The organism is Thauera propionica (assembly GCF_002245655.1).
GTDB classification, from domain to species: domain Bacteria; phylum Pseudomonadota; class Gammaproteobacteria; order Burkholderiales; family Rhodocyclaceae; genus Thauera; species Thauera propionica.
This window is the reverse complement of record NZ_NOIH01000012.1, coordinates 152,091-170,133: the sequence shown is the minus strand read 5'-3', so window position 1 is coordinate 170,133 and position 18,043 is coordinate 152,091. Positions and strand designations below refer to the sequence as shown.

The following is an 18,043-nucleotide window of genomic DNA, read 5'->3' as shown; positions in this document are numbered from 1 at the left end:
CAGACCGTCAAGCACTTTAAACCGAAGATTTAGAGTTAATCAGAGCCCTTCTAACCAAATACTCCACAAGAAAAACCTTTTCCTTTCCAGTCTTTTCTTCTATCAATACAAGTTCAACACCATTACTCATCTTGGCAGAGACCTCACCGACATTAGGCCCAATCTTTACCCGAACACCGACGGCGCATCCTGGGAAGTCAGGCCTCCCAGCTATCTCTTCGATTGATACAACCGGCCTATCATCATCCTGCAAACGAACAGAATTAGCAATTTGCAAAATTATTGGGTTTGTTAGGTCATTATGAGAATACGCAAGAATAATTTTTGCCTGCGCTCTGCTGATGGCAACATTTATCAAATTCTTCGCCGAATTGCTCATCAAGAATGGATGTGAGGCATCGACGGGATCGAAAACTACGATTCGCACCTCGCTACCCTGCGCTCGGTGCACCGTACTCACCCTGACGCCCTTCACACCACAAGCTCTGAGCCTCTGCTTCATCAGAGCGCGCTGAGCCCGAAACGGAGTCAATACGATCAGGTCATCCGCAACCACGTTTCCGCTCGCTAGAGCCTGCTTGACCAAGGTGACAACCTTCTCGGCCGATGGATAGCGAATCGGGCCGCGGTATTTGGCTGACCAGGTCCCATTTTCCTCAACTGCCAGAAGATGAACGTGCTCATCTTCATCGATCTCCGCAAACGACAAGGAGCGATGACGCAACCAGCCCTGATCCTCCTTCACGTCTGCAGCGACCTTCAACCTACCGCCATAGAAAATTTGGCTAATCAGGTCATTGATGGGTGCCGCCATGCGGGATTGCTCGTCCAGGAAACAAACCGAAGCACCGATGGATCGAGGCTTCTCGGCAAATGGTGATCGTGCTAGCCACCGCTGAGCCTCTTTTCCTGTGCTACGGACAACAGGTGAGAGTTGCTGTGGATCACCAGCAAACAACCTTGTGCGTCCTAGTGGCATCAATGCCAGCGCATGCGCCAGGCCGACTTGGCTGGCCTCATCGAAAACCACCAGGTCAAAAACCGGCAGCAATCTCAGGTCGCCCAAAGTGAATGCCGCCCGGGTAGTTGTCATGCAAACCAGACGTGCATCGCGCAAGATCTGGATGGTCTCGGCGTGCAGTCTCTGGCGCAAGGCCTCCACCTGCTCCTTCCAGGCATCGAACGCCTTCACATCAGACGTCGGTGGTGACTGAGTCTCAAGCCTGGCCAGCTTTGCAATAAGCTCCCGGTCATGCACCGGCAACAAGTGCTCACGGCCGAGGTAGTGGCTGGCCACAATACGACTACCCAAGCGCTTGACGCGCAGACGAATTGCCTCGCGGCCAGCCGCATCAAGAGCCTTATCCACCGCTACCGTAGCCTGGTCGACCGCCAGATTGGTAGTGGAGAGCAAGAGCACGCGCACGCGCGGATTGAGTTGAAGATACTCGGCCAACAGTACGCCCAACGTGGTTGTCTTACCTGTGCCCGGCGGCCCAAAGAGAAAGCTGCTGGAGTAATTGACCAGTTTGAGGGCGCGACGCTGGGCACGACGCAGCCACTGGAATGCATGGCCTGAGAGAGGATTTGCTTCCACGTCGGCGGGATGGGCAAGATCGCTCAAACACTCGAACGCCGAGGCAGCCCAGGAGCGATCCGCCCAACATCCCGCCAGGGCCTGCAGATAGCGAGGCGGATAAAGGCGGAGAAACCCCCCCGGATCCGGTGGCCGCGCGATGACATCCTTCAATACGATCTGGTCATCCTCGGGGATGACCGTCAACACCTTGGCAGAGCCCTTTGCGGGCACCGCCCACCAGGCATTCGCGCTTTCAAAGGAGTCATCGAGCACTACATTCGCACGAACGCCGTCAGTGAATACTGCCTCGGGCTGAATGGTCACGCGCCACAGCGCGCCCTCACGCTCGCTACGGACCACCTTGAAATCGTAATACTCGGGCGTCGCTTCAAGTTCCTGGCGTATCGCCGAGCGGATATCCGGTATTGACATGAACGGCTCAATCCTCAAAGCAACGCCAAACTGTCTTCGTAGCTTCTCCACACCTCATCAAATGCAGAAACCGGGCGATCCATCTCGGACATGACGACCAATTTTCGCCTCGCTCTGGTCAGCGCCACATAAAGCCGATTGACATGCCTACCATCGCCCAGGTCGTAGCGCTCCAGGAAAGGCACTATCACGACATCGAACTCCAAGCCTTTTGCGTGAGCTACCGAGGTGAAGTGACGAACGTGGCGACGTGACAGATCAATCGTTTGCGAGAACTCTGCATACATCATCCTGCCTGCAAGGGCACCTTTGCACCTCTCATAGAGCTCGTACGCATCGCCTGCTTCCGGCAATAGAACTGCGGCAGTCTGGTGGTCCTTTACCGCCGACAAAGCGTCCACGACTTGATCCAGCAGATCCTGATCGTCCTCCACGAGCAACAACTCCGGCCCACGCAGTTGATGCGCGTATTCCCGCAGGCGCTCGCTAAGTAACGGGCTCGGCGAATGATCGGTCAAACCATCCTGCAACCTGGCCCGGAAGCATGCGCTGAACAATGCCAACCCGGGCGCTTCCAGTTGCCTGAGGTTCTCGGTGAGTTTCACGGTCTCGACGGGTTGCCCCGGGAAGCAGGCCTTGATCTCAATCTGGCTGCCATTGTGAAGCTTCTGAGCGATGTCCCCGACAACAGTGACCGCCCGATACTCCGACCGGGCCTGTTCGGCCATCAAGAACACCTGCTGCTCCGTGAAGTCCTGTACCTCATCGATGAAAACAGACTGATAAAAGCCGGGCTCAGCCAGCACCTGGGGCTTGCCCGTGAAGTCGCGCCCCACAATGTGAGCAAGGCACAGCAACAGGTCGATATCCTCATCGGCCAGCTTTCTTTCCTGAAGCTGGGCAGCAATGCGGGCTGCCATGGTCGTGTCGGGAAAGATCGCCTGGCGATTAGCCAGTGCCTGGGCGTAGGCGTCTGCCAGGTAAGCGAGTGGTTGTAGCAAGGACTGCTTGGTGAGGGCATTGAAGACCGCATCGACCGACTTGCGCCTATAGCCCTGCTCCACGCCGCCTGCCCCTTCGGACTCGTCTGCCTCGTCCAGCATGACGGATGCCGTGGGTAGCAAAGTCATCATTTCCTTGCCAAGACCACGAACCAGCCTCAGCGGGCGGAGTGCTCCATCCCTCAGTACAAAAGGCTTGTCGATGGCCTCTGGCAGCAAACGAAGGTGCAGGTCGTTCACGCTGGATGCCTTCGCAACAAAGGTTCTGCCAGCCGCATCACGCACCCGGATTGAGCCCTTGTCCATCTCGACGCGAACGTCTTCAGACCAGGCAAGAACCTCACCGGTCGACGACAGCAGGGTCAATGACGGATCGGAAGGTCCATCCTCACGCAGGAAGACCAGACGCGCCTGGCTCCGCAGGAACAACGGGGCATGATCCGCAACGAGCAACTCGGCAATCTCCCGCTCGTTACTCGAGGTCCACGATGTGGCGCCGAGAGTCACCCACAGGACATTCTTCCCAAGAACTGACTGGCGTACTCGCTCGATGCGTTCATGCAAGCGCGAAGCCAGGCGATCAAGAGCAAACCGCTGACCTGAGCCGGGGTTGGATAACTCGCCCACAATGACATCCACCTCTCGCCGCAACTCCCGCAGAGCAAGTTGCGCGACTCGCTGCGCGCGCGGACGGTGCTCGGCATCAAAGCTGGCCGTGATGGCTTCAAGCGTTGGAACGCTGGCACTCAGTTCTTCCGCCCAATGGTCCGCAAGAGCGCGGTCGGCGACGCGGAGCCACGCCATTGTCGTCTCAGCATGAGTTCCACGCGGCTCGGGCAAACCGCTCCAACGCGCGCCCTTTGTTCTGCTGCGCTCAAGCTTGCGGTGTTGCTGTAGGCGACTGCGCAACTCAGGGTATTCCTGCACAGGAAGATTCGACAGGTCCAGTCTGCGGCAAGTCTCCTTCAAGTACTGGATCAACTCTCCCGTGCGAACAAAGCCGACACTGCCCTCCTGAGAGAACTGCCCGGCAAATCTTCCCGACCAGTAATCCAGGTCACGCCCGGCAATTTCACGGAATTCCGACTCAGACGTGACATTGGCTGTATTGAAGTCACAAAGCATCTTCGTTCGCCCAAGCGCAGCTGAAGTCTTGCCCGAGCCCGCCACCCCTTCGACAAACATCGGCCCGATTGGCGAGCGGGATATGACTTCATCCTGCTGGCGTGTCCGGTTTACATAGAACGCCTCACTCAGCCCATAGTAGTTCTCACTGCTATCGTGCTGCGTACCGCTATCAGCGTCTTCCTCATCCAGCTCAAGTCCGTCGAGGATTGCGTCTTCTTCATCCTCGATCACTGCAATCGTGTCGACCGTGAGGATGCTGGGCGTTGGAGCCTCCGGCGATTCGGTGATCTCCACAACCGGGGCAACCTGATCGACATCGACGGATCGAGCAACGCCTTCTGCTTCTTGCTCCTTGCTGATCTCGGCAGCCTGTATGAAGCGCCGCAGGTTCTCGATCTGCTTCTTGTCATCCTCAGCTTGCACCTTCATGTGCAGGAAATTGCGCACATTGGGCTCGAACTCTGTGCCATCAAAGCGATTGAACAACCGTATCTCGAGCACCCGGTAATCGCCCCATCGCGGACTTTCATCCTCATCCCCCGGCTGCAAGAAGCTGCACAGGCGGCCAACGGGTGAATGCGGGGTGGCGTAACCAGAGGCCATATTCGGGTAAACAGCCGGCGTCGAGCTGAGCCGGAAGGTCAGCACGCCCTCCTTTTCCGTCTCGATGACAACCGTTTTCCCGTACGCATGACGGCGCAAAGGGCCGTACTCCGCACGCTTGCCTTCCTCATAGATCATTTTCTCGGCGTAGCCGATCAGGCCGTCGAGTACATTCAGCTCGCCTTCAGCCCGCTCTTTCAGATCTTTTCTCGTCAATCCCATCGTCAGCCATTTCCTTCGATTGAATCAAAGCGTGTCTGCAAAAAACGCCCACGCAATCCGGTAGTCCTCTTCCCGGTTGGCGCAGGCGAAGGGGGCGGTGTAGGTGCGCTCGACGGTGCGGGGGCCGCCGGGGAGGGTGTCGTCGGTGACCCACTGGGTGATGACGGTGCCGTCGGGCACTTTGGGGGTGCCGCCCTGCTTCAGCGTGGCGTCGTCGGCACCTTCGGCGGGGTAGGTCCACAGGTCGTCCCAGCCGAAGTTGCCTTCGCGCCTCAGTTGCGTACCCTTGCCATCGGGGGTGGTGATGCGGGTCTTGGGCGTGCTGCGGCTACCCTTGCGCGGCAGGCCGACGCCGACCAGGCCCTTGCTGTTGGTGAAGACGATGCGGCCCTGGATGTCGTACCAGGTGTCGCGTTCGTAGCCTTGCATCACCGGAAACTGCACGCGGTAGATAAGCAGGAGTTCTTCCAGCGTGAGGCCGAGGGCCTGGGCCACCAGCACGTCGATTTCCACCAGTGCCATGCGGCGGGCGTAGTCGCTGCGCAGGGCGCAGTGGCGGGTCCAGTCGCGGGTGAGGTTGGGCCAGAAGTCCTGCGGCAGACGCGGGTTGTCGGGCTGACTCCAGCGCTGGTCGGCGAAGTCAGGGTCGAAGACTTCTTCCCACAGGGGGGCGTAGTGGGTGGTGAGACAAACTAGAGCCAGGAAGCGGGAAAGCGCAGAAGGAGTTGCTTCGATACGCGGCAATTTGTCAGCCAAATCGCCTCGAAGGTCACTTTTGCCGGTTGATTTGACCAATAAATCAACCACAACCGAAGCCATTCCAATCGCAAAGTTCAAGTGCTCACGCGGCTCTCTGAAAGTAATCGAGAAGACACCATCAATGTGCGCCGCCATAGGCGGGAGTAATGCTGGGCACGCAGTACGCTCCGACGAAGACCCAATCGCCCTTCTGTGAACATGCCGGAAAAACTCCGTCACCGCCCGCCCCTGCGTCTCGCCCTCTTCCACCCAGTTCACCCGCGGCGTGCGGCGCAGGTATTCGGCGCGGTCGGCCATGGGGCGGTAGTTGGTGCGCGGCAGGTAGTCGTCGGGCAGGGTTTCGAGGTCGAGTTGGGCGTAGGCCTTGTTGGAGGTGCAGGCCTTGAACGGCGTTTTGTTGAACGGGTTGGCGACAAAGAAATGCGGGCCGGAGAGCACCCAGTCTTCCGGGCTGGCGGGGAAGCCGGCGTCGCTGGTGGGACGGCGGATGAGGGTGCCGTCCCGCTGCGAATAGGTTTCGTCGAACATCACCGTCGAGAAGTAGTCGTTACCCAAATCCGCCAGCCGGCGCGGATAGGCGGCGAGCTTGGACAGCACGCTGTTCAGCGCCCCGGCATGCAGGGCCGGCAGGCGGGCGCGACGGGCCGGGGTGCCGGGTTCGTCGTACAGACGGGCGAAAGTGGCGAGCGCCGCTTCATCCACCCGCACGATGCGGTCGCGGTGGCCGGCGGTGTTCCATTTGCCGGCTTCGTTCTTGTACCCCCCAACCGGACCGGCTCCGTCGTGCTGGTAACAGGTATCAATGGTGGCGGGTACAAACAGGTTGGCTAGTTGGTCGAACCCAAGTTCAGACCGAGTCTCCCCATAGACATTGACGCTGTACTTGGTCAGGTTATGCACCTCCGGAAATAGGTGCCCCTCGTTAACGAACTGGAAGTGTCGCCGCAGCCGCCCATACACCGCCTCTCGCAGCACACCGCCCTTCGGGTCGTCATACGGCCCTTCCGGATGCAGCAAGCCGGCCACCCCCTGCGCACTGTTCAGCCCCCAGGCCAGCGGCATGAAGCACTTGTAGAGATTGGTTTGAACGCCCTTCAGCAGCGGGTAGTTCTGCACCGCATTGAGGAAGTTCTGCGTGCCTTCCGCTTCCTGCAATTCCTCGGTCCACGCCGGCTGCAGGCCGGGGAAGTCGTCGAAGGCCTGCGCGCGTAGCTTGGCCAGGTCACTCGCACTGATTTTGCGCACCGCGAACACTGGGTTCTTCTCACCCAGAATGCCGGCCTCGTTCCATTCAACCTTGAGCCATGGCGGGTTCCCCAGAATCAGGTCGAAGCCACCGCGCTGCAGCAATACATCCGCAAAACACAGCTCCCAGTGCAGGAAGCGCTGGGTGGCGGCCACCGCCTCCACCTGCTCGATGCGCGGGAAGTGCTGCCGCAGCTTGCTGATGCGTAGCTGGCCGAACTTGTCGTGCAGGTTGGCGCCGGCGGGCCGCGTGGCGAGCGTGGGTTGCACCGCGCCGAACAGGTCGTCTTGAATGTCCGGCAGGAGCTGCTGGGGTTCGGCCGGCTCCATGAAGTCCAGCCCGCGCTGGGGGGCGAGGTCCACCACGTTGCCTTCGAGGATGGCGCCGACCTCCAGCCACCATTCCTCGCGGCTGGGCAGCTTGGCGCTGCCCGTGATGGGCCAGAACCACAGGGCGCACCAGTAATCCATCACCAGCTTGAGGCGGCGGAAGGGGGTGGCGTAGTCGCCGTCTTCGTTGAACAGGCCGGCGCGGCGGATGGCTTCTTTCTGGGCGCGGGTGATGGACGCGGTGGGGACTGAGAGGGCTGATTCGCGGCTTGCGCCGCTCCTACAGGGGGCGGCGTGGGGCCAGAGGTCGAGGGCGTCTTCGGTGCGCTCGCGGTCGCGGGCGAGCGCGGCGGTGTGTTCCTGCCACAGGGCCTGCACGCGCTCGCTGAGTTGCTGCAGGCGGGCGACCTCGTGCGGCTCCAGCGGGCGGGTGAAGTCCTTGCGCCACTTCTTGAGGCGCTCGAAGTCGTCCGGGTACAGGGCCTTGGCGGCCTTGTCGGTGTAGCTGGCCATGCCGGGGTCGGGCAGCAGGAAGTGCCAGATTTCGTCCGGCTTGCGCGGTGCCTGCGGGGCGACCCGGCGCGGTGGCTCCTCATGCCAGGCGGGCTTGGCGCCCTTTTTGAGCGCGGTGGCGTTGACCACCTGATGGCGGGCGCCGATGAGGCTGTTGCCGGCAAAGAGCTGGTAGCCGAACCAGGGCACGCGGGCAGGCAGCGGCCGGCCCTGGGCGTCGGTGACCGGGTTGCCCTGGTCGTCCAACTCGCCATAGATGGCGTTGAGCCATAGGGAGACTTCGGCCAGTTCCACCGCCACCGGGTTCAAGTCCACGCCGAAGACGTTGCGGTCGGCGAGATACATGCGCACCTTTTGCAGTTCCTGCGGGTAGCGGTCGTGCGGGATGCGGCGGCCGAGCTCCTGCTGCTTGCGCTCCAGATAGGCTTCAGCAAGCTGGTTGACCGCCTCGTTCAGGAACGCCGCGCTGCCCATGGCGGGCTCGCATACGGTGAGCGTGAGGATGTCGTCGGCCTGCTTGACCCGGCCGTTTTCCGGGGCGAGCAGTTCCTTCAGCGCGTACTTGACCAGGCACTGGGTGAGCACCTGCGGGGTGTAGTAGCTGGCGCTTTTCTGGCGGTCGCGGCCGGCGAGGCGGTAGATGAAGCTGCCCTTGGGGTACATGCGCAGCTTGCGGTGGCCGGCGTCCGTGGTGTCAAACACCCGCTCGTCTTCGGTGTATTCATTCAGGCGGCTGGCGGGCACGAACCAGGCGGTGTCGAGCTTGTCGGCGTCCGAAGCGGCACCGCCGCCCTTGCGGCGACCACGGCCGGCGCTGTCGTCGGCGGCCTCGCTGTCGTTGACCTCGTCGTTGCCTTCGTCGTCGCCGTCGGTGTCCTCGTCTTCGGCGGCGGCCTTGCCCTTCTTGGGCGCGGGCTTCACCTCGTACAAATCGTCGGACGCGAAGAAGCCGCGGTAGCTCAGCAGCGCCTCATACACCGCGCCGAGCTGGTTGATGGAGAGCAGCTGGTAGCTGACCCGACCACTGCGCCGCCCCCGGCCCTGGCCACGGGTGAGCGACATCAGGCGGATGACGGTCTGCCAGATGTGGTTGGGAAAGCGGACCTTGCCCAGCAGCGGCAGGGTGCTGTCGTCGAACAGGCGGCTGTCCAGCGGCGCAAGCGCAAAGGTTTCGCGGGCGCCGGCGACGGTGCTGCCCCCCGCCCCGCCGAGCTGATGCTGGGTGGGCGCCCCCAGGCCGGTGCCTTCGGCCACCAGCTTGAAGAGGCGGCGCAGGGTGGCGTCGAAGTAGAAGCCTTCGCGAGCGTGCGGCGTGGAGAGCGGCTGCATCTCGAGGTCGCGCAGGCTCTCCAGGCTGTAGCCCTTGAGGTAGATGTCGCTCTTGCCGATGGGCACGTAGCCGAGTTCGGGCCGAGCCTCGATGTAGAACATGAAGAGCAGGCGATAGACCAGGCGCAGGGATTCCAGGCTGAGGTCGCCGGCATCGAGCTGGTCCTTGCCACTGAAAAAGCCCTTCTTGGCGTCGGCCGCCTGCTCGCGCAGCTGGCGGGCGGCCTCGTTGCCGAGGAGTTCGATGGCTTCGCGCAGGGCGTACTTGAGGTCTTCGCTGACGCCGAAGGCATGCTTGTGGGCGTTTTCGTCCAGGCTCTCGAGCAGGCTGTTGCCCTCGCCAGGGGCGAGGCAGTCACGGTGCAAGAGCGACGCGCAGGCCTTGAGGGTGTCGGCGTCCTTGCGGTCGAGGATGTCGGCCCAGTTGAAGCGCAGCGCGCGGTTGTTGGGCCACTTGTAGCGGTCGAGCAGCAGCCATTCGTCCAGCCCGCACAGCAGCACGTAGCGCGGCGGGGTGTCGGCGCCGAAGACCACGTCGGAGAGCAGGTCGGCCCAGGTATCAAAGCGCAGGGCCTGGGGCACCGGCTCGCCGCCGTAGTGCAGGCTCATCAGGCCGTGATCGAGCAGGTCTTCGTTTTCCGCGCCAGGCTGGTAGGCGGGGACGATGGCGAGCTGCGGCAGTTGCAGGTGCCAGAAGGGCAAGGGCTGGCCGGCGGCGAGCTCGTGCGCGGTGGGCAGCTTGCCCGGCGCGGTGTGGCCGAGGGCCTGCAGCAGGCCGGACTGAAGCTGGGTGAAGAGTCGCCAGCGCTCAACGGCCTCACCCGCGCGTTGAACCTGGCTGCGTAGCGCAAACCACTTTTGCGCCCAGGCTTGCAGGCGCTTGTGGGGGGCACGGTGGCGGTCATCGCCGGCTTCGTCGGCCTGGCTGGATTCAGCGGCTTCCCAGGCATCGAGCCGGGCCTTGATGTCGCCCTTGAAGACCTCGGCCAGATAGTGGTGGCTGTAGAACTCGTTTTCGTTGGTGATGCCGGCGAAGGTTTGAACGGCGTCCAGAGTGGTGGAAACTGAGGGCATGGTCAGGCTCCGGCAACGGCAGCGGTGGCACTGGGGTTGCAGACGGCGGCGAGCACCTGAATCCAGGGCTGCGGCTCGGTGGTGAGGGTGTCTTCCACCCAGCGCCGGTAGTCGTCAAAGACGCGGTGAATGTCGCGGCTGCGTTGCTCGAAGCGGCCACGCTTGACGGTTTCGAGCTGCTTTTCGAGGTCGAGGCTGAGCTGTTCGATCTGGCGACCCTGCAGGCGCTGCAAGTCGGCCAGGGTGCCTTCGAGGCGCTTGGCGAGTTCGGCTGCGAAGGCGGCCTGCTGCTTGAGCATGTAGGCGTGCATCGCGCGCACCGCGCCCGGCAAGGCGCTCTGCATCGCCTGGGTGGTGGCGGCGAGCTCCGGCGTGTGCCCGCGGTTGGGCAAGCCACCCGCCTTGAGGCCGGCGCGGGCGATGAAGGCGTCGAAAGCTTCGAGGCCAAAGGCGCCCTGCCCCACGCGGCTGGCCACCTGCCACTCGACCAGCATGGGCTGGCCTTTGCGGTTGGGGATGAGGCTCATGAGGATGAAGGCCTGCTCGCCCGGCGCGAGCTTGTGGCTTTGCAGCAGCGGCGCCCGGTGGCGGCCGAAGTGGGTGAGCACCCGGTCGCCCAGCCATTCGACGATGGGGTGTTGCGGCCAGAGATAGTGCAGCTTGGGCCAGGTGTCCTGCTCGGCGCGGGCTTGGCGGGCGGTTTCGATGGCGTCCGCCATGCGCTTGGGGTCGGCGCAGAGGGCGTAGTGGTCGTTGTCGGCCTGAGCCTCGCGCGGCAACTGGCGCAGGCGGTCCTGCAGGTCGAGCGGCGCGGTGAGCGCGATGAGGCGCTCGGCCTCCTCCGCGTTCCATTGGCACAGGGTCTGGCCCTGGTTCAGCAGCGTCAGTGCGGTCTTGGCGTAGTGGAAGTCGCTGGCGAAGAGCGAGGCGGGCTCGGCGATGTGGTCGAGACTGCTACCTGCGGCAGGCGCTGGCGTGGCGTCCTCCGAAGCGCTGCCGCCGCCGAAGAGAGTCATCAGCCAGTCACCGCCATTGTCGGATTCGGAAGCGGCCGCCTCGTCCATCGTGGCTTCCACCGCTTCAGGGCTGAGGCCTTCAGCCATGAAGTCGGCGACCTTCTCCGCTTCCTTGTCGGGGTCGAAGACGTTGAGGAAAGCCGAGGGGTCACCCAGGTTGAAGTTGGCCTGCTCGTCCTTCTTTTCGAGGATTTCCAGGATGCGCAGGTCGCCCTTGATTTTCTCGGTCACCGTCTCGGTGAAGAGATAGACGATGTGCGGCTGATGCTTCTGCCCGTAGCGGTCGACGCGGCCGTTGCGCTGCTGGAACACCATCAGCGACCAGGGCAGGTCGAAGTGCACCAAACGGTGGCAGAAGTAGTGCAGGTTGAGGCCTTCGCTGGCGACATCCGAGCACAACAGGATACGCAGCGGGTCATCCAGGCGACCGAAGCGCTCGACCAGCTCCTGCTGCTCGGTGTCGGCCATCTGGCCGTGCAGCACTTCGAGCTGGTTGGGCTTGAGCTTGAGGTCGGCGGTGAGGTGCTCGCGCAGCCAGCGCAGGGTTTCGATGCGCTCGGAGAAGATGACCAGGCGGTCTTCGGCGCTCTTTACCTCCCAGCCAAAGTCGGCCGACTGCAGGTGCTGCTTGAGGCGCTGGTATTTGCTGAACTGGCTGGCTGCTGGATCCGTGGCCAGCGGCGTGAGCGTCTCTTCAAAGTAGCGCAGCGCTTCGACCTCGCTCGCCTCCTCTGCGGTGGGGCTGGCCTTGCCTTGCAGCAGGGCGATGCGCTTCTTAGTGGATTCCAGCGCGGCGGCCGGGCTGGAGAACAGCGCCTTCTGCATCGCGATGCGCTGCAGCTCCTGCTGCTTGCCGGCCTTGTGCTGGCCGCCCTGGGTGAAGGGAATCTCCAGCAGGGCGCGGTAGGCTGCTTCTTCCTGCGCGCTGGCCGGCGCACGCAGGCAGTTGGTGACGCGCTCCTGAAAGTCGGCGCTGACCTGGTCGCGGATGTCCTTTTTGAAGCGGCGGATGACCAGACCCTTGCTGCGGAAGTCGTCCGGCGTGTAGTCGTCGGGGTCGGAGATGGCCGTGGGGTCGAGCAGACTCATCAGTGACGCGAAGCTGCGTGCCGAACCGTCGTGCGGCGTCGCCGAGAGCAGCATCAGGGTGTCCGAGCGCGTCGCGAGCAACTTGGCCAGCCGCGCCCGGCGCGACAGCCCCGACTCGCCGGCGCGGGCGGCGACGTTGTGGCATTCGTCGATGACGATGATGTCCCACCAGGCGTTCTCGAGGTAGTTGCGGTACTCGAGGTTGCTCTTGAGGGTGTCGATGGAGATGATGCTGCGGTCGAAGTAGTTGAAGGGGTTGTGGTTAGCCGGGATGCGATTGCGCACCCGAGCCAGCCCGACCGAGTCCAGTCGCACCAGCGGGATGGAGAAGCGGCTCCACCACTCCTTCTGGAACTGGGTGAGCATGGCCTTTTGCGTGACGACCAGGATGCGCTTGCCCCGGCCGCGCTGAATCAGTTCGGTGGCGAGCACGCCCGCTTCCAGCGTCTTGCCCAGACCGACCGAATCCGCAATCAGGATCCGTGAACGAGGCTGCCGCAGCGCCTGCAGCGCCGGGTCGAGCTGGTAGGGCACAAGGTTCATCACCCCGCGGTGGCCGAGGTGCACCTTGTCGTCATTGGCGACGTTGCGCCGGCGCAGGCTCTCCAGATAGAGGATGCTGGCGTTGTAGGCGGGCGTGTCGTCCGGGACGAGTTCCGTCTTCTCGGGGTCAAGGACGGCAATCTCGTCTTCGAGCGTGGTGAGGAAAAGAGCCGATTGGCTGCGCACGAGCTCGGAAATGCCGTCGCAGGTGAGGAGCCAGCCGCCGTCAGTGGCGGGATCGATGCGGCGGACAAGCCATTCTTCGTCGCGGATGACGACGCGGGAGCCGGGGGCAAAAGGGAGCATCGGTTATTGTTCGTTAGTTTATGAGATATGCCTACCGCAAAGCATTTGGATTATCGCAGATGTCCCAATGGCAGGACTCAGCCAAGATGACGCGATTATCGGAGGAGTACAGCTCACTAGATGAGCCACTAGCCCGAAATGTCATCTCCTAGCCCCATCCTCCCGTGTCGCCGAAAGGAAAGACTCTCCGCAGGCGCACCACATCAACGCAGCAGATACCTGAGCCTGGAACAGTCGCATGCTCAGGCAGGAGCGAGGTATGGCTCGCGTAGCGAGCTACCACCCTCCGCACAATGGTGATACTTCGATACGCTGTGTGGAGGCTCAACATGCTCGAAACGCTCATCACCCATCACGCTGCACGCCGCCTGCAGCAACGGGGCATCCCGGACGACATCCTCCCCCTCCTGATGCAATTCGGTGCGCGTGAATACGACAAGCGTGGGGCCAAGCTCATCTACCTGACCCACAAGGGCCGCGAACGTATCAGGCGCACCGTTGGCGCTGACCTGTACAACCGCCTCGAGCCCGTGCTCGACATCTATGCCGTCGTCGACACAGCCGGCACTGTGGTCACCGTCGGCCACCGTACGCATCGCATCAACCGCAACTAAGGAGTTGAGCCATGCTGGGAGCAGTGATTGGGGACATCGTCGGGTCGGTCTACGAATGGAACAACGTCCGCCGCAAGGACTTCGGCCCACTCTTTCACGAGAATGCCTTCTATACGGACGACACAATCTGCACGATTGCCGTAGCCGATGCACTGGCGAACGCCCGCGACCCAGGCGAGGCACTCATGGACTGGGGGCGTCGGTACTTCGACAACGGAGGCTGGGGCGGCATGTTTTCGCGCTGGCTTGCTCGCGGCGAAGTGGAGCCTTACAACAGCTACGGCAACGGCGCAGCTATGCGGGTATCCCCTGCGGGGCTGCTTGCCAACTCCGTCGATGAGGCATTGGAGCTGGCCAAGGCTGTTACTGAGGTCACGCACAATCATCCAGAGGGCATCAAGGGCGGACAGGCGACTGCGCTTGCCATCTTCCTCGCTCGCCAGCGTGTCACCCCGGCGAACATCAAAGTCGCCATCACCGAGCGGTTCGGTTATGACCTTGAGCGCACACCCGACGACATACGGCCGACGTACCGCTTTAACGAGACCTGTCAGGAAACGGTTCCGCAGGCGCTTGTCTGCGCCCTCACCGCAAGCGACTTCGAGGACGCCATCCGCAACGCCATCTCGATTGGCGGCGACAGCGACACGGTTGCCGCCATCACTGGCGGCGTAGCCGAAGCCCTCTTCGGTGTTCCCGAGGACCTTGCCGCCATCGGCTGGTCATATCTGCCGCAGGACATGCGTTTAACGCTCACCGTGTTGTACCAAAAGGCGGGTATTCTCCTGTAGCACTCTCGCACAGGAGACCTGATGGACCGGACCGAGCGCTTTTACCACATCGACCGCTTGCTCAACGAACGTCGAGTTGTTCCGGTCCAGGTCTTTCTCGAGGAGCTCGAGGTATCTCTCGCGACCTTCAAGCGCGACCTCGAGTACCTGCGCGAACGGTTCAATGCCCCCATCGTCTGGGACCGCGACGCAGGCGGCTACCGATTCGATGCCCCCTCCTCCGGGCCTCGGTACGAGTTGCCGGGGCTCTGGTTCAACTCGTCGGAGGTGATTGCACTCCTGACGATGCAGCAACTCCTCCGCAACCTCGAGCCAGGACTGCTCGCCGAGCATGTCGAGCCCTTGCTTGCGCGACTGCAAACCATCCTGGGCGAAGGCAATGTGACCGTTGGCGACATCGAAAAGCGCATCCGCTTTCACCGCCAAGCAGCGCGCGTCCACGACGGCAAGCACTTCACGCTCGTTGCCACAGCGGTCCTACAGCGCAAGCGCCTGGTCATCGACCACTACGTCAAATCGCGTGACGAAACCATCACCCGCGAGGTCTCGCCCCAACGGCTGACCTTCTATCGGGAGGCCTGGTACCTGGATGCCTGGTGTCATCTACGCAATGAACTGCGCAGCTTTGCGCTGGATGCCATGAAGAAGGTGACGCTCTCCAAGGAGCCAGCCAAGGACGTCAGCGACACGGAGATTGCGCACATCCTCGATGGCGGCTATGGAATCTTCTCCGGCAAAGACATCCAGTGGGCAGAACTCGAGTTCTCCGCTGAGCAAGCTCGCTGGGTGAGCCGCGAGACCTGGCACCAGAAGCAGCAAGGGCACTTTGAACCCGACGGTTCTTACCGTTTGACGGTCCCGTTCAGCAACCCGACCGAGCTCATCATGGACATCCTCAGACATGTCCCCGCCGTAAAGGTCATCTCGCCCCCGGAGCTGCGCGAGCAGGTCCGCACAATGTTGAAACGGGGGGTCGAGTCGATTTAGTAGCTCATTCGCTGAGCCACATCAGACTTACGATAGGTCCCAGAAGAACAACACCTGAGACCTCACTCGACGCTCACGGAGACCTGATATGACTGAATCGATTTTCTCTTCTACCGAAGCCGCACTGGAACGCGACCCGCGCACAGCCCCGTTCGGAATTTTCACAGGGGGCTCGTTTGTCCTGGACTCAGCCCGTGTCTTCATGTGGTTCGACTCGATACCCGAACTGGCGGAATTTCTCCTTGAAGAACAGCCCAAGGCCTATGAGTACGAGGAAGAGGACGCTGCGACCTACCGGGCCGCGATGACGCCCATCGTTGAGCAGCTGAAGGCCGAGGGCTTCAGTGAAACGCTACGAAACGAGCTGAACAAGGTGGCCAAGCTCGCCTATGTCGTTGACTGGTGGGGCCACTTCGACGAAATCGTGCAGGCGAAGACGGAATTCGCGCAGGACATTGTCAGCGGCTTCCTCGACGCAGAGGCGCCGCGCGCGATCCAGCCTGACGAAATGGACGACTTCCTCGAGTACCTTTTGACGTGCGGATGCTGAGAGTTCGTTGAACGACGTCCGCGCCCGCCCATGCAGGGGGTGGACGCGGGCATAACGACACGCAGACAGCGGTACGGAAACATGAAAATCCCCATCGAACTGGCTATCGACCTTCTCCACCTGGCAACCGATGGGACACTCGCAACCCATTCGGAGACGGTCCCCGGATACCCATTCGCCACGGCCGTTCCTCACGTCCCTGATGAAGCACACCGGCCCGTGTTCTGTATCAGCCGCCTGGCCGAACACACGCGCAACATCCTCGCCGACACGCGCGTGAGCTACGCGCTCACGCAGCCTGGCGCGGCCGACGTACAGGCAGCCCCCCGGATGACGATGGTGGGCGATGTCGAACCGCTTGAGCCGAGCTCAGCTTTGGTGGAGCGTTTCCTGCGTTACCAGCCCTCCGCCGAACCGCTCCTTGCGCTCGATTTCAGCTTTTTCCGCTTGACGCCACAACGCGTGCGCTACATCGGCGGGGTCGGGAAGATGGGATGGCTCGAGGCCACTGACTGGCACACGCTGGCCACCCTGGCTCCAGAAGAGGAACAACTTGTCCTGCGCGAACTCGTCGCGTCTCAGGGAAGGCGGCCACGCTTGCTGGGCGTAGACCGTTACGGCATAGACATTGAAATCGGCGAGCATCGGCAACGCCACCGATTCCCGAACGGCCCGCTCGCTGCACAAGACATCGAGACGACCATCCGGCGCATGTTTTTGGCGCTTCCTTGACCTAACGCGCGTAGGGATCAAGCCGGAGAAGCAAACAGAAGACGCCAAGCAGTGGATAGCACGACGATTACGCTCGGCATGCAGCGCCGTGTCAAACCACTGGAGCACTTGGTCCGCGCCTTGCGACGAACGAGATGCTCATATGAGTGTCTGCAGACGAGTCGTCTCTGACGCGGCACGCCCCCACTGCAAGAAAACCACCTCCGCACCGCGCCTCTTTTCGATCAGCCATCTGTGGCGATACTAATTGGCACTGAGCCCCACTCACGGCGGCCGAAATCCTGCTGACCGACGCCGTTGACACCCCCAGTGACACCCCTGCAACGCCAAAAAGCAAAAAAGCCAGTCTAATGACTGGCCTAAGTGCTTGATTCTATTGGTCGGGGCGGCGGGATTCGAACTCGCGACCCCTTGCACCCCATGCAAGTGCGCTACCAGGCTGCGCTACGCCCCGACACAAGCCGCCATTATAGCAGCGGTTTTTGGATTTACCAGCCCTTCTGCGTACAAGCTGAGCCCCTGACGGTCGCTCAGGCACGCAACTCCTGCAGCAGCGCCTGTACCTCGTCGCGCAACTCCGCAATCACGGCGCGCTGGCGCTCGACCTCAACCTGGCTCTCCTGCTCGTGGATGGCGCTTTCGCCAAGCCGGTTGCGGGCACCGGAAATCGTGAAGCCCTCCTGATACAGCAACTCGCGGATACGCCGGATCAGCAGGACCTCATGATGCTGGTAATAGCGCCGGTTGCCGCGGCGCTTCACCGGCTTGAGCTGGGTGAACTCCTGCTCCCAGTAGCGCAGCACATGCGGCTTCACGGCGCACAGATCGCTCACTTCGCCAATGGTGAAATAGCGCTTCGCCGGAATCGGCGGCAGGGGTTCCGTACCGAGGTCAGGGTTGCTTGCTTGCATCGCTGAGTTGCTCCACCGCGGCCTTGAGTTTCTGGCTGGCGTGGAAAGTCACCACACGCCGTGCAGTGATAGGAATCTCCTCGCCGGTCTTCGGATTGCGCCCGGGGCGCTGGGGCTTGTCGCGCAACTGGAAGTTGCCGAAGCCCGACAGCTTGACGCTGTCGCCTCGCTCGAGTGCAGTCCGGATTTCCTCGAAGAAGCCCTCGACCATGTCCTTGGCCTCGCGCTTGTTGAGCCCGACCTGCTCGAAAAGCAGGTCGGCCAGTTCCGCCTTGGTCAATGTGGTCAC

At 62.1% G+C, this 18,043-nt stretch carries 11 protein-coding genes and 1 tRNA gene; 5 read left to right on the top strand and 7 right to left on the bottom strand.

Going from position 1 to position 18,043, the window contains the following annotated elements:
* Positions 1-16: 16 nt before the first annotated feature.
* Genes CGK74_RS11435 through CGK74_RS11420 form a run of 4 tightly spaced genes read right to left on the bottom strand, consistent with a single transcriptional unit; the run spans position 17 to position 13,169 of the window.
* Positions 17-2,011, bottom strand: a complete 1,995-nt coding sequence (locus CGK74_RS11435; RefSeq protein WP_094268591.1) for a DEAD/DEAH box helicase — start codon at positions 2,009-2,011, stop codon at positions 17-19.
* Between the two features lie 14 nt (positions 2,012-2,025).
* Positions 2,026-4,965, bottom strand: a complete 2,940-nt coding sequence (locus tag CGK74_RS11430; RefSeq protein WP_094268590.1) for an ATP-binding domain-containing protein — start codon at positions 4,963-4,965, stop codon at positions 2,026-2,028.
* Between the two features lie 24 nt (positions 4,966-4,989).
* Positions 4,990-10,215, bottom strand: coding sequence for a DNA methyltransferase family protein (locus CGK74_RS11425; RefSeq protein ID WP_094268589.1), 5,226 nt, complete (start codon positions 10,213-10,215; stop codon positions 4,990-4,992).
* A gap of 2 nt (positions 10,216-10,217) precedes the next feature.
* Positions 10,218-13,169: a DEAD/DEAH box helicase gene (locus CGK74_RS11420; RefSeq protein WP_094268588.1), complete on the bottom strand. Its 2,952-nt coding sequence runs from the start codon at positions 13,167-13,169 to the stop codon at positions 10,218-10,220.
* Positions 13,170-13,498: 329 nt separating this feature from the next.
* Here CGK74_RS11420 and CGK74_RS11415 point away from each other — a divergent pair, with 329 nt between their 5' ends.
* The 5 genes from CGK74_RS11415 to CGK74_RS11395 all read left to right on the top strand — a co-directional run bounded on the left by CGK74_RS11415 (position 13,499) and on the right by CGK74_RS11395 (position 16,843).
* Complete coding sequence (locus CGK74_RS11415) at positions 13,499-13,783, top strand: hypothetical protein (protein WP_094268587.1); 285 nt, start codon at positions 13,499-13,501, stop codon at positions 13,781-13,783.
* An 11-nt stretch (positions 13,784-13,794) separates the two neighbouring features.
* The gene (locus CGK74_RS11410; RefSeq protein WP_094268586.1) at positions 13,795-14,574 is read left to right on the top strand and encodes an ADP-ribosylglycohydrolase family protein; all 780 of its coding nucleotides are present in this window, start codon (positions 13,795-13,797) and stop codon (positions 14,572-14,574) included.
* Positions 14,575-14,595: 21 nt separating this feature from the next.
* Complete coding sequence (locus CGK74_RS11405) at positions 14,596-15,561, top strand: helix-turn-helix transcriptional regulator (RefSeq protein WP_094268585.1); 966 nt, start codon at positions 14,596-14,598, stop codon at positions 15,559-15,561.
* An 88-nt stretch (positions 15,562-15,649) separates the two neighbouring features.
* Positions 15,650-16,111: a hypothetical protein gene (locus tag CGK74_RS11400; RefSeq protein WP_133091833.1), complete on the top strand. Its 462-nt coding sequence runs from the start codon at positions 15,650-15,652 to the stop codon at positions 16,109-16,111.
* 81 nt (positions 16,112-16,192) lie between these two features.
* Entirely contained in the window at positions 16,193-16,843 is a 651-nt protein-coding gene (locus CGK74_RS11395; protein WP_094268617.1) for a HugZ family pyridoxamine 5'-phosphate oxidase, read from the top strand.
* A gap of 377 nt (positions 16,844-17,220) precedes the next feature.
* On the opposite strand, the gene CGK74_RS11390 is transcribed toward CGK74_RS11395, so the two are convergent.
* The 3 genes from CGK74_RS11390 to CGK74_RS11380 form a co-directional block, all read right to left on the bottom strand.
* Positions 17,221-17,297: transfer RNA gene (locus CGK74_RS11390), tRNA-Pro, on the bottom strand.
* 76 nt (positions 17,298-17,373) lie between these two features.
* On the bottom strand, positions 17,374-17,754 hold the full coding sequence (locus tag CGK74_RS11385) for a MerR family transcriptional regulator (RefSeq protein ID WP_094268583.1): 381 nt from the start codon (positions 17,752-17,754) through the stop codon (positions 17,374-17,376).
* Positions 17,735-18,043 (bottom strand): integration host factor subunit alpha, encoded by a 309-nt coding sequence (locus CGK74_RS11380; RefSeq protein WP_082794216.1) that lies wholly within the window; start codon positions 18,041-18,043, stop codon positions 17,735-17,737. Before CGK74_RS11380 ends, CGK74_RS11385 begins: the two co-directional genes overlap by 20 nt.

Bases quoted from the DNA above. Each gene is read 5' to 3' on its own strand.
- CGK74_RS11405 (WP_094268585.1), top strand. From the start codon at position 14,596: ATGGACCGGACCGAGCGCTTTTACCACATCGACCGCTTGCTCAACGAA.
- CGK74_RS11425 (WP_094268589.1), bottom strand. From the start codon at position 10,215: ATGCCCTCAGTTTCCACCACTCTGGACGCCGTTCAAACCTTCGCCGGC.
- CGK74_RS11400 (WP_133091833.1), top strand. From the start codon at position 15,650: ATGACTGAATCGATTTTCTCTTCTACCGAAGCCGCACTGGAACGCGAC.
- CGK74_RS11420 (WP_094268588.1), bottom strand. From the start codon at position 13,169: ATGCTCCCTTTTGCCCCCGGCTCCCGCGTCGTCATCCGCGACGAAGAA.
- CGK74_RS11430 (WP_094268590.1), bottom strand. From the start codon at position 4,965: ATGGGATTGACGAGAAAAGATCTGAAAGAGCGGGCTGAAGGCGAGCTG.
- CGK74_RS11410 (WP_094268586.1), top strand. From the start codon at position 13,795: ATGCTGGGAGCAGTGATTGGGGACATCGTCGGGTCGGTCTACGAATGG.
- CGK74_RS11395 (WP_094268617.1), top strand. From the start codon at position 16,193: ATGAAAATCCCCATCGAACTGGCTATCGACCTTCTCCACCTGGCAACC.
- CGK74_RS11435 (WP_094268591.1), bottom strand. From the start codon at position 2,011: ATGTCAATACCGGATATCCGCTCGGCGATACGCCAGGAACTTGAAGCG.
- CGK74_RS11385 (WP_094268583.1), bottom strand. From the start codon at position 17,754: ATGCAAGCAAGCAACCCTGACCTCGGTACGGAACCCCTGCCGCCGATT.
- CGK74_RS11415 (WP_094268587.1), top strand. From the start codon at position 13,499: ATGCTCGAAACGCTCATCACCCATCACGCTGCACGCCGCCTGCAGCAA.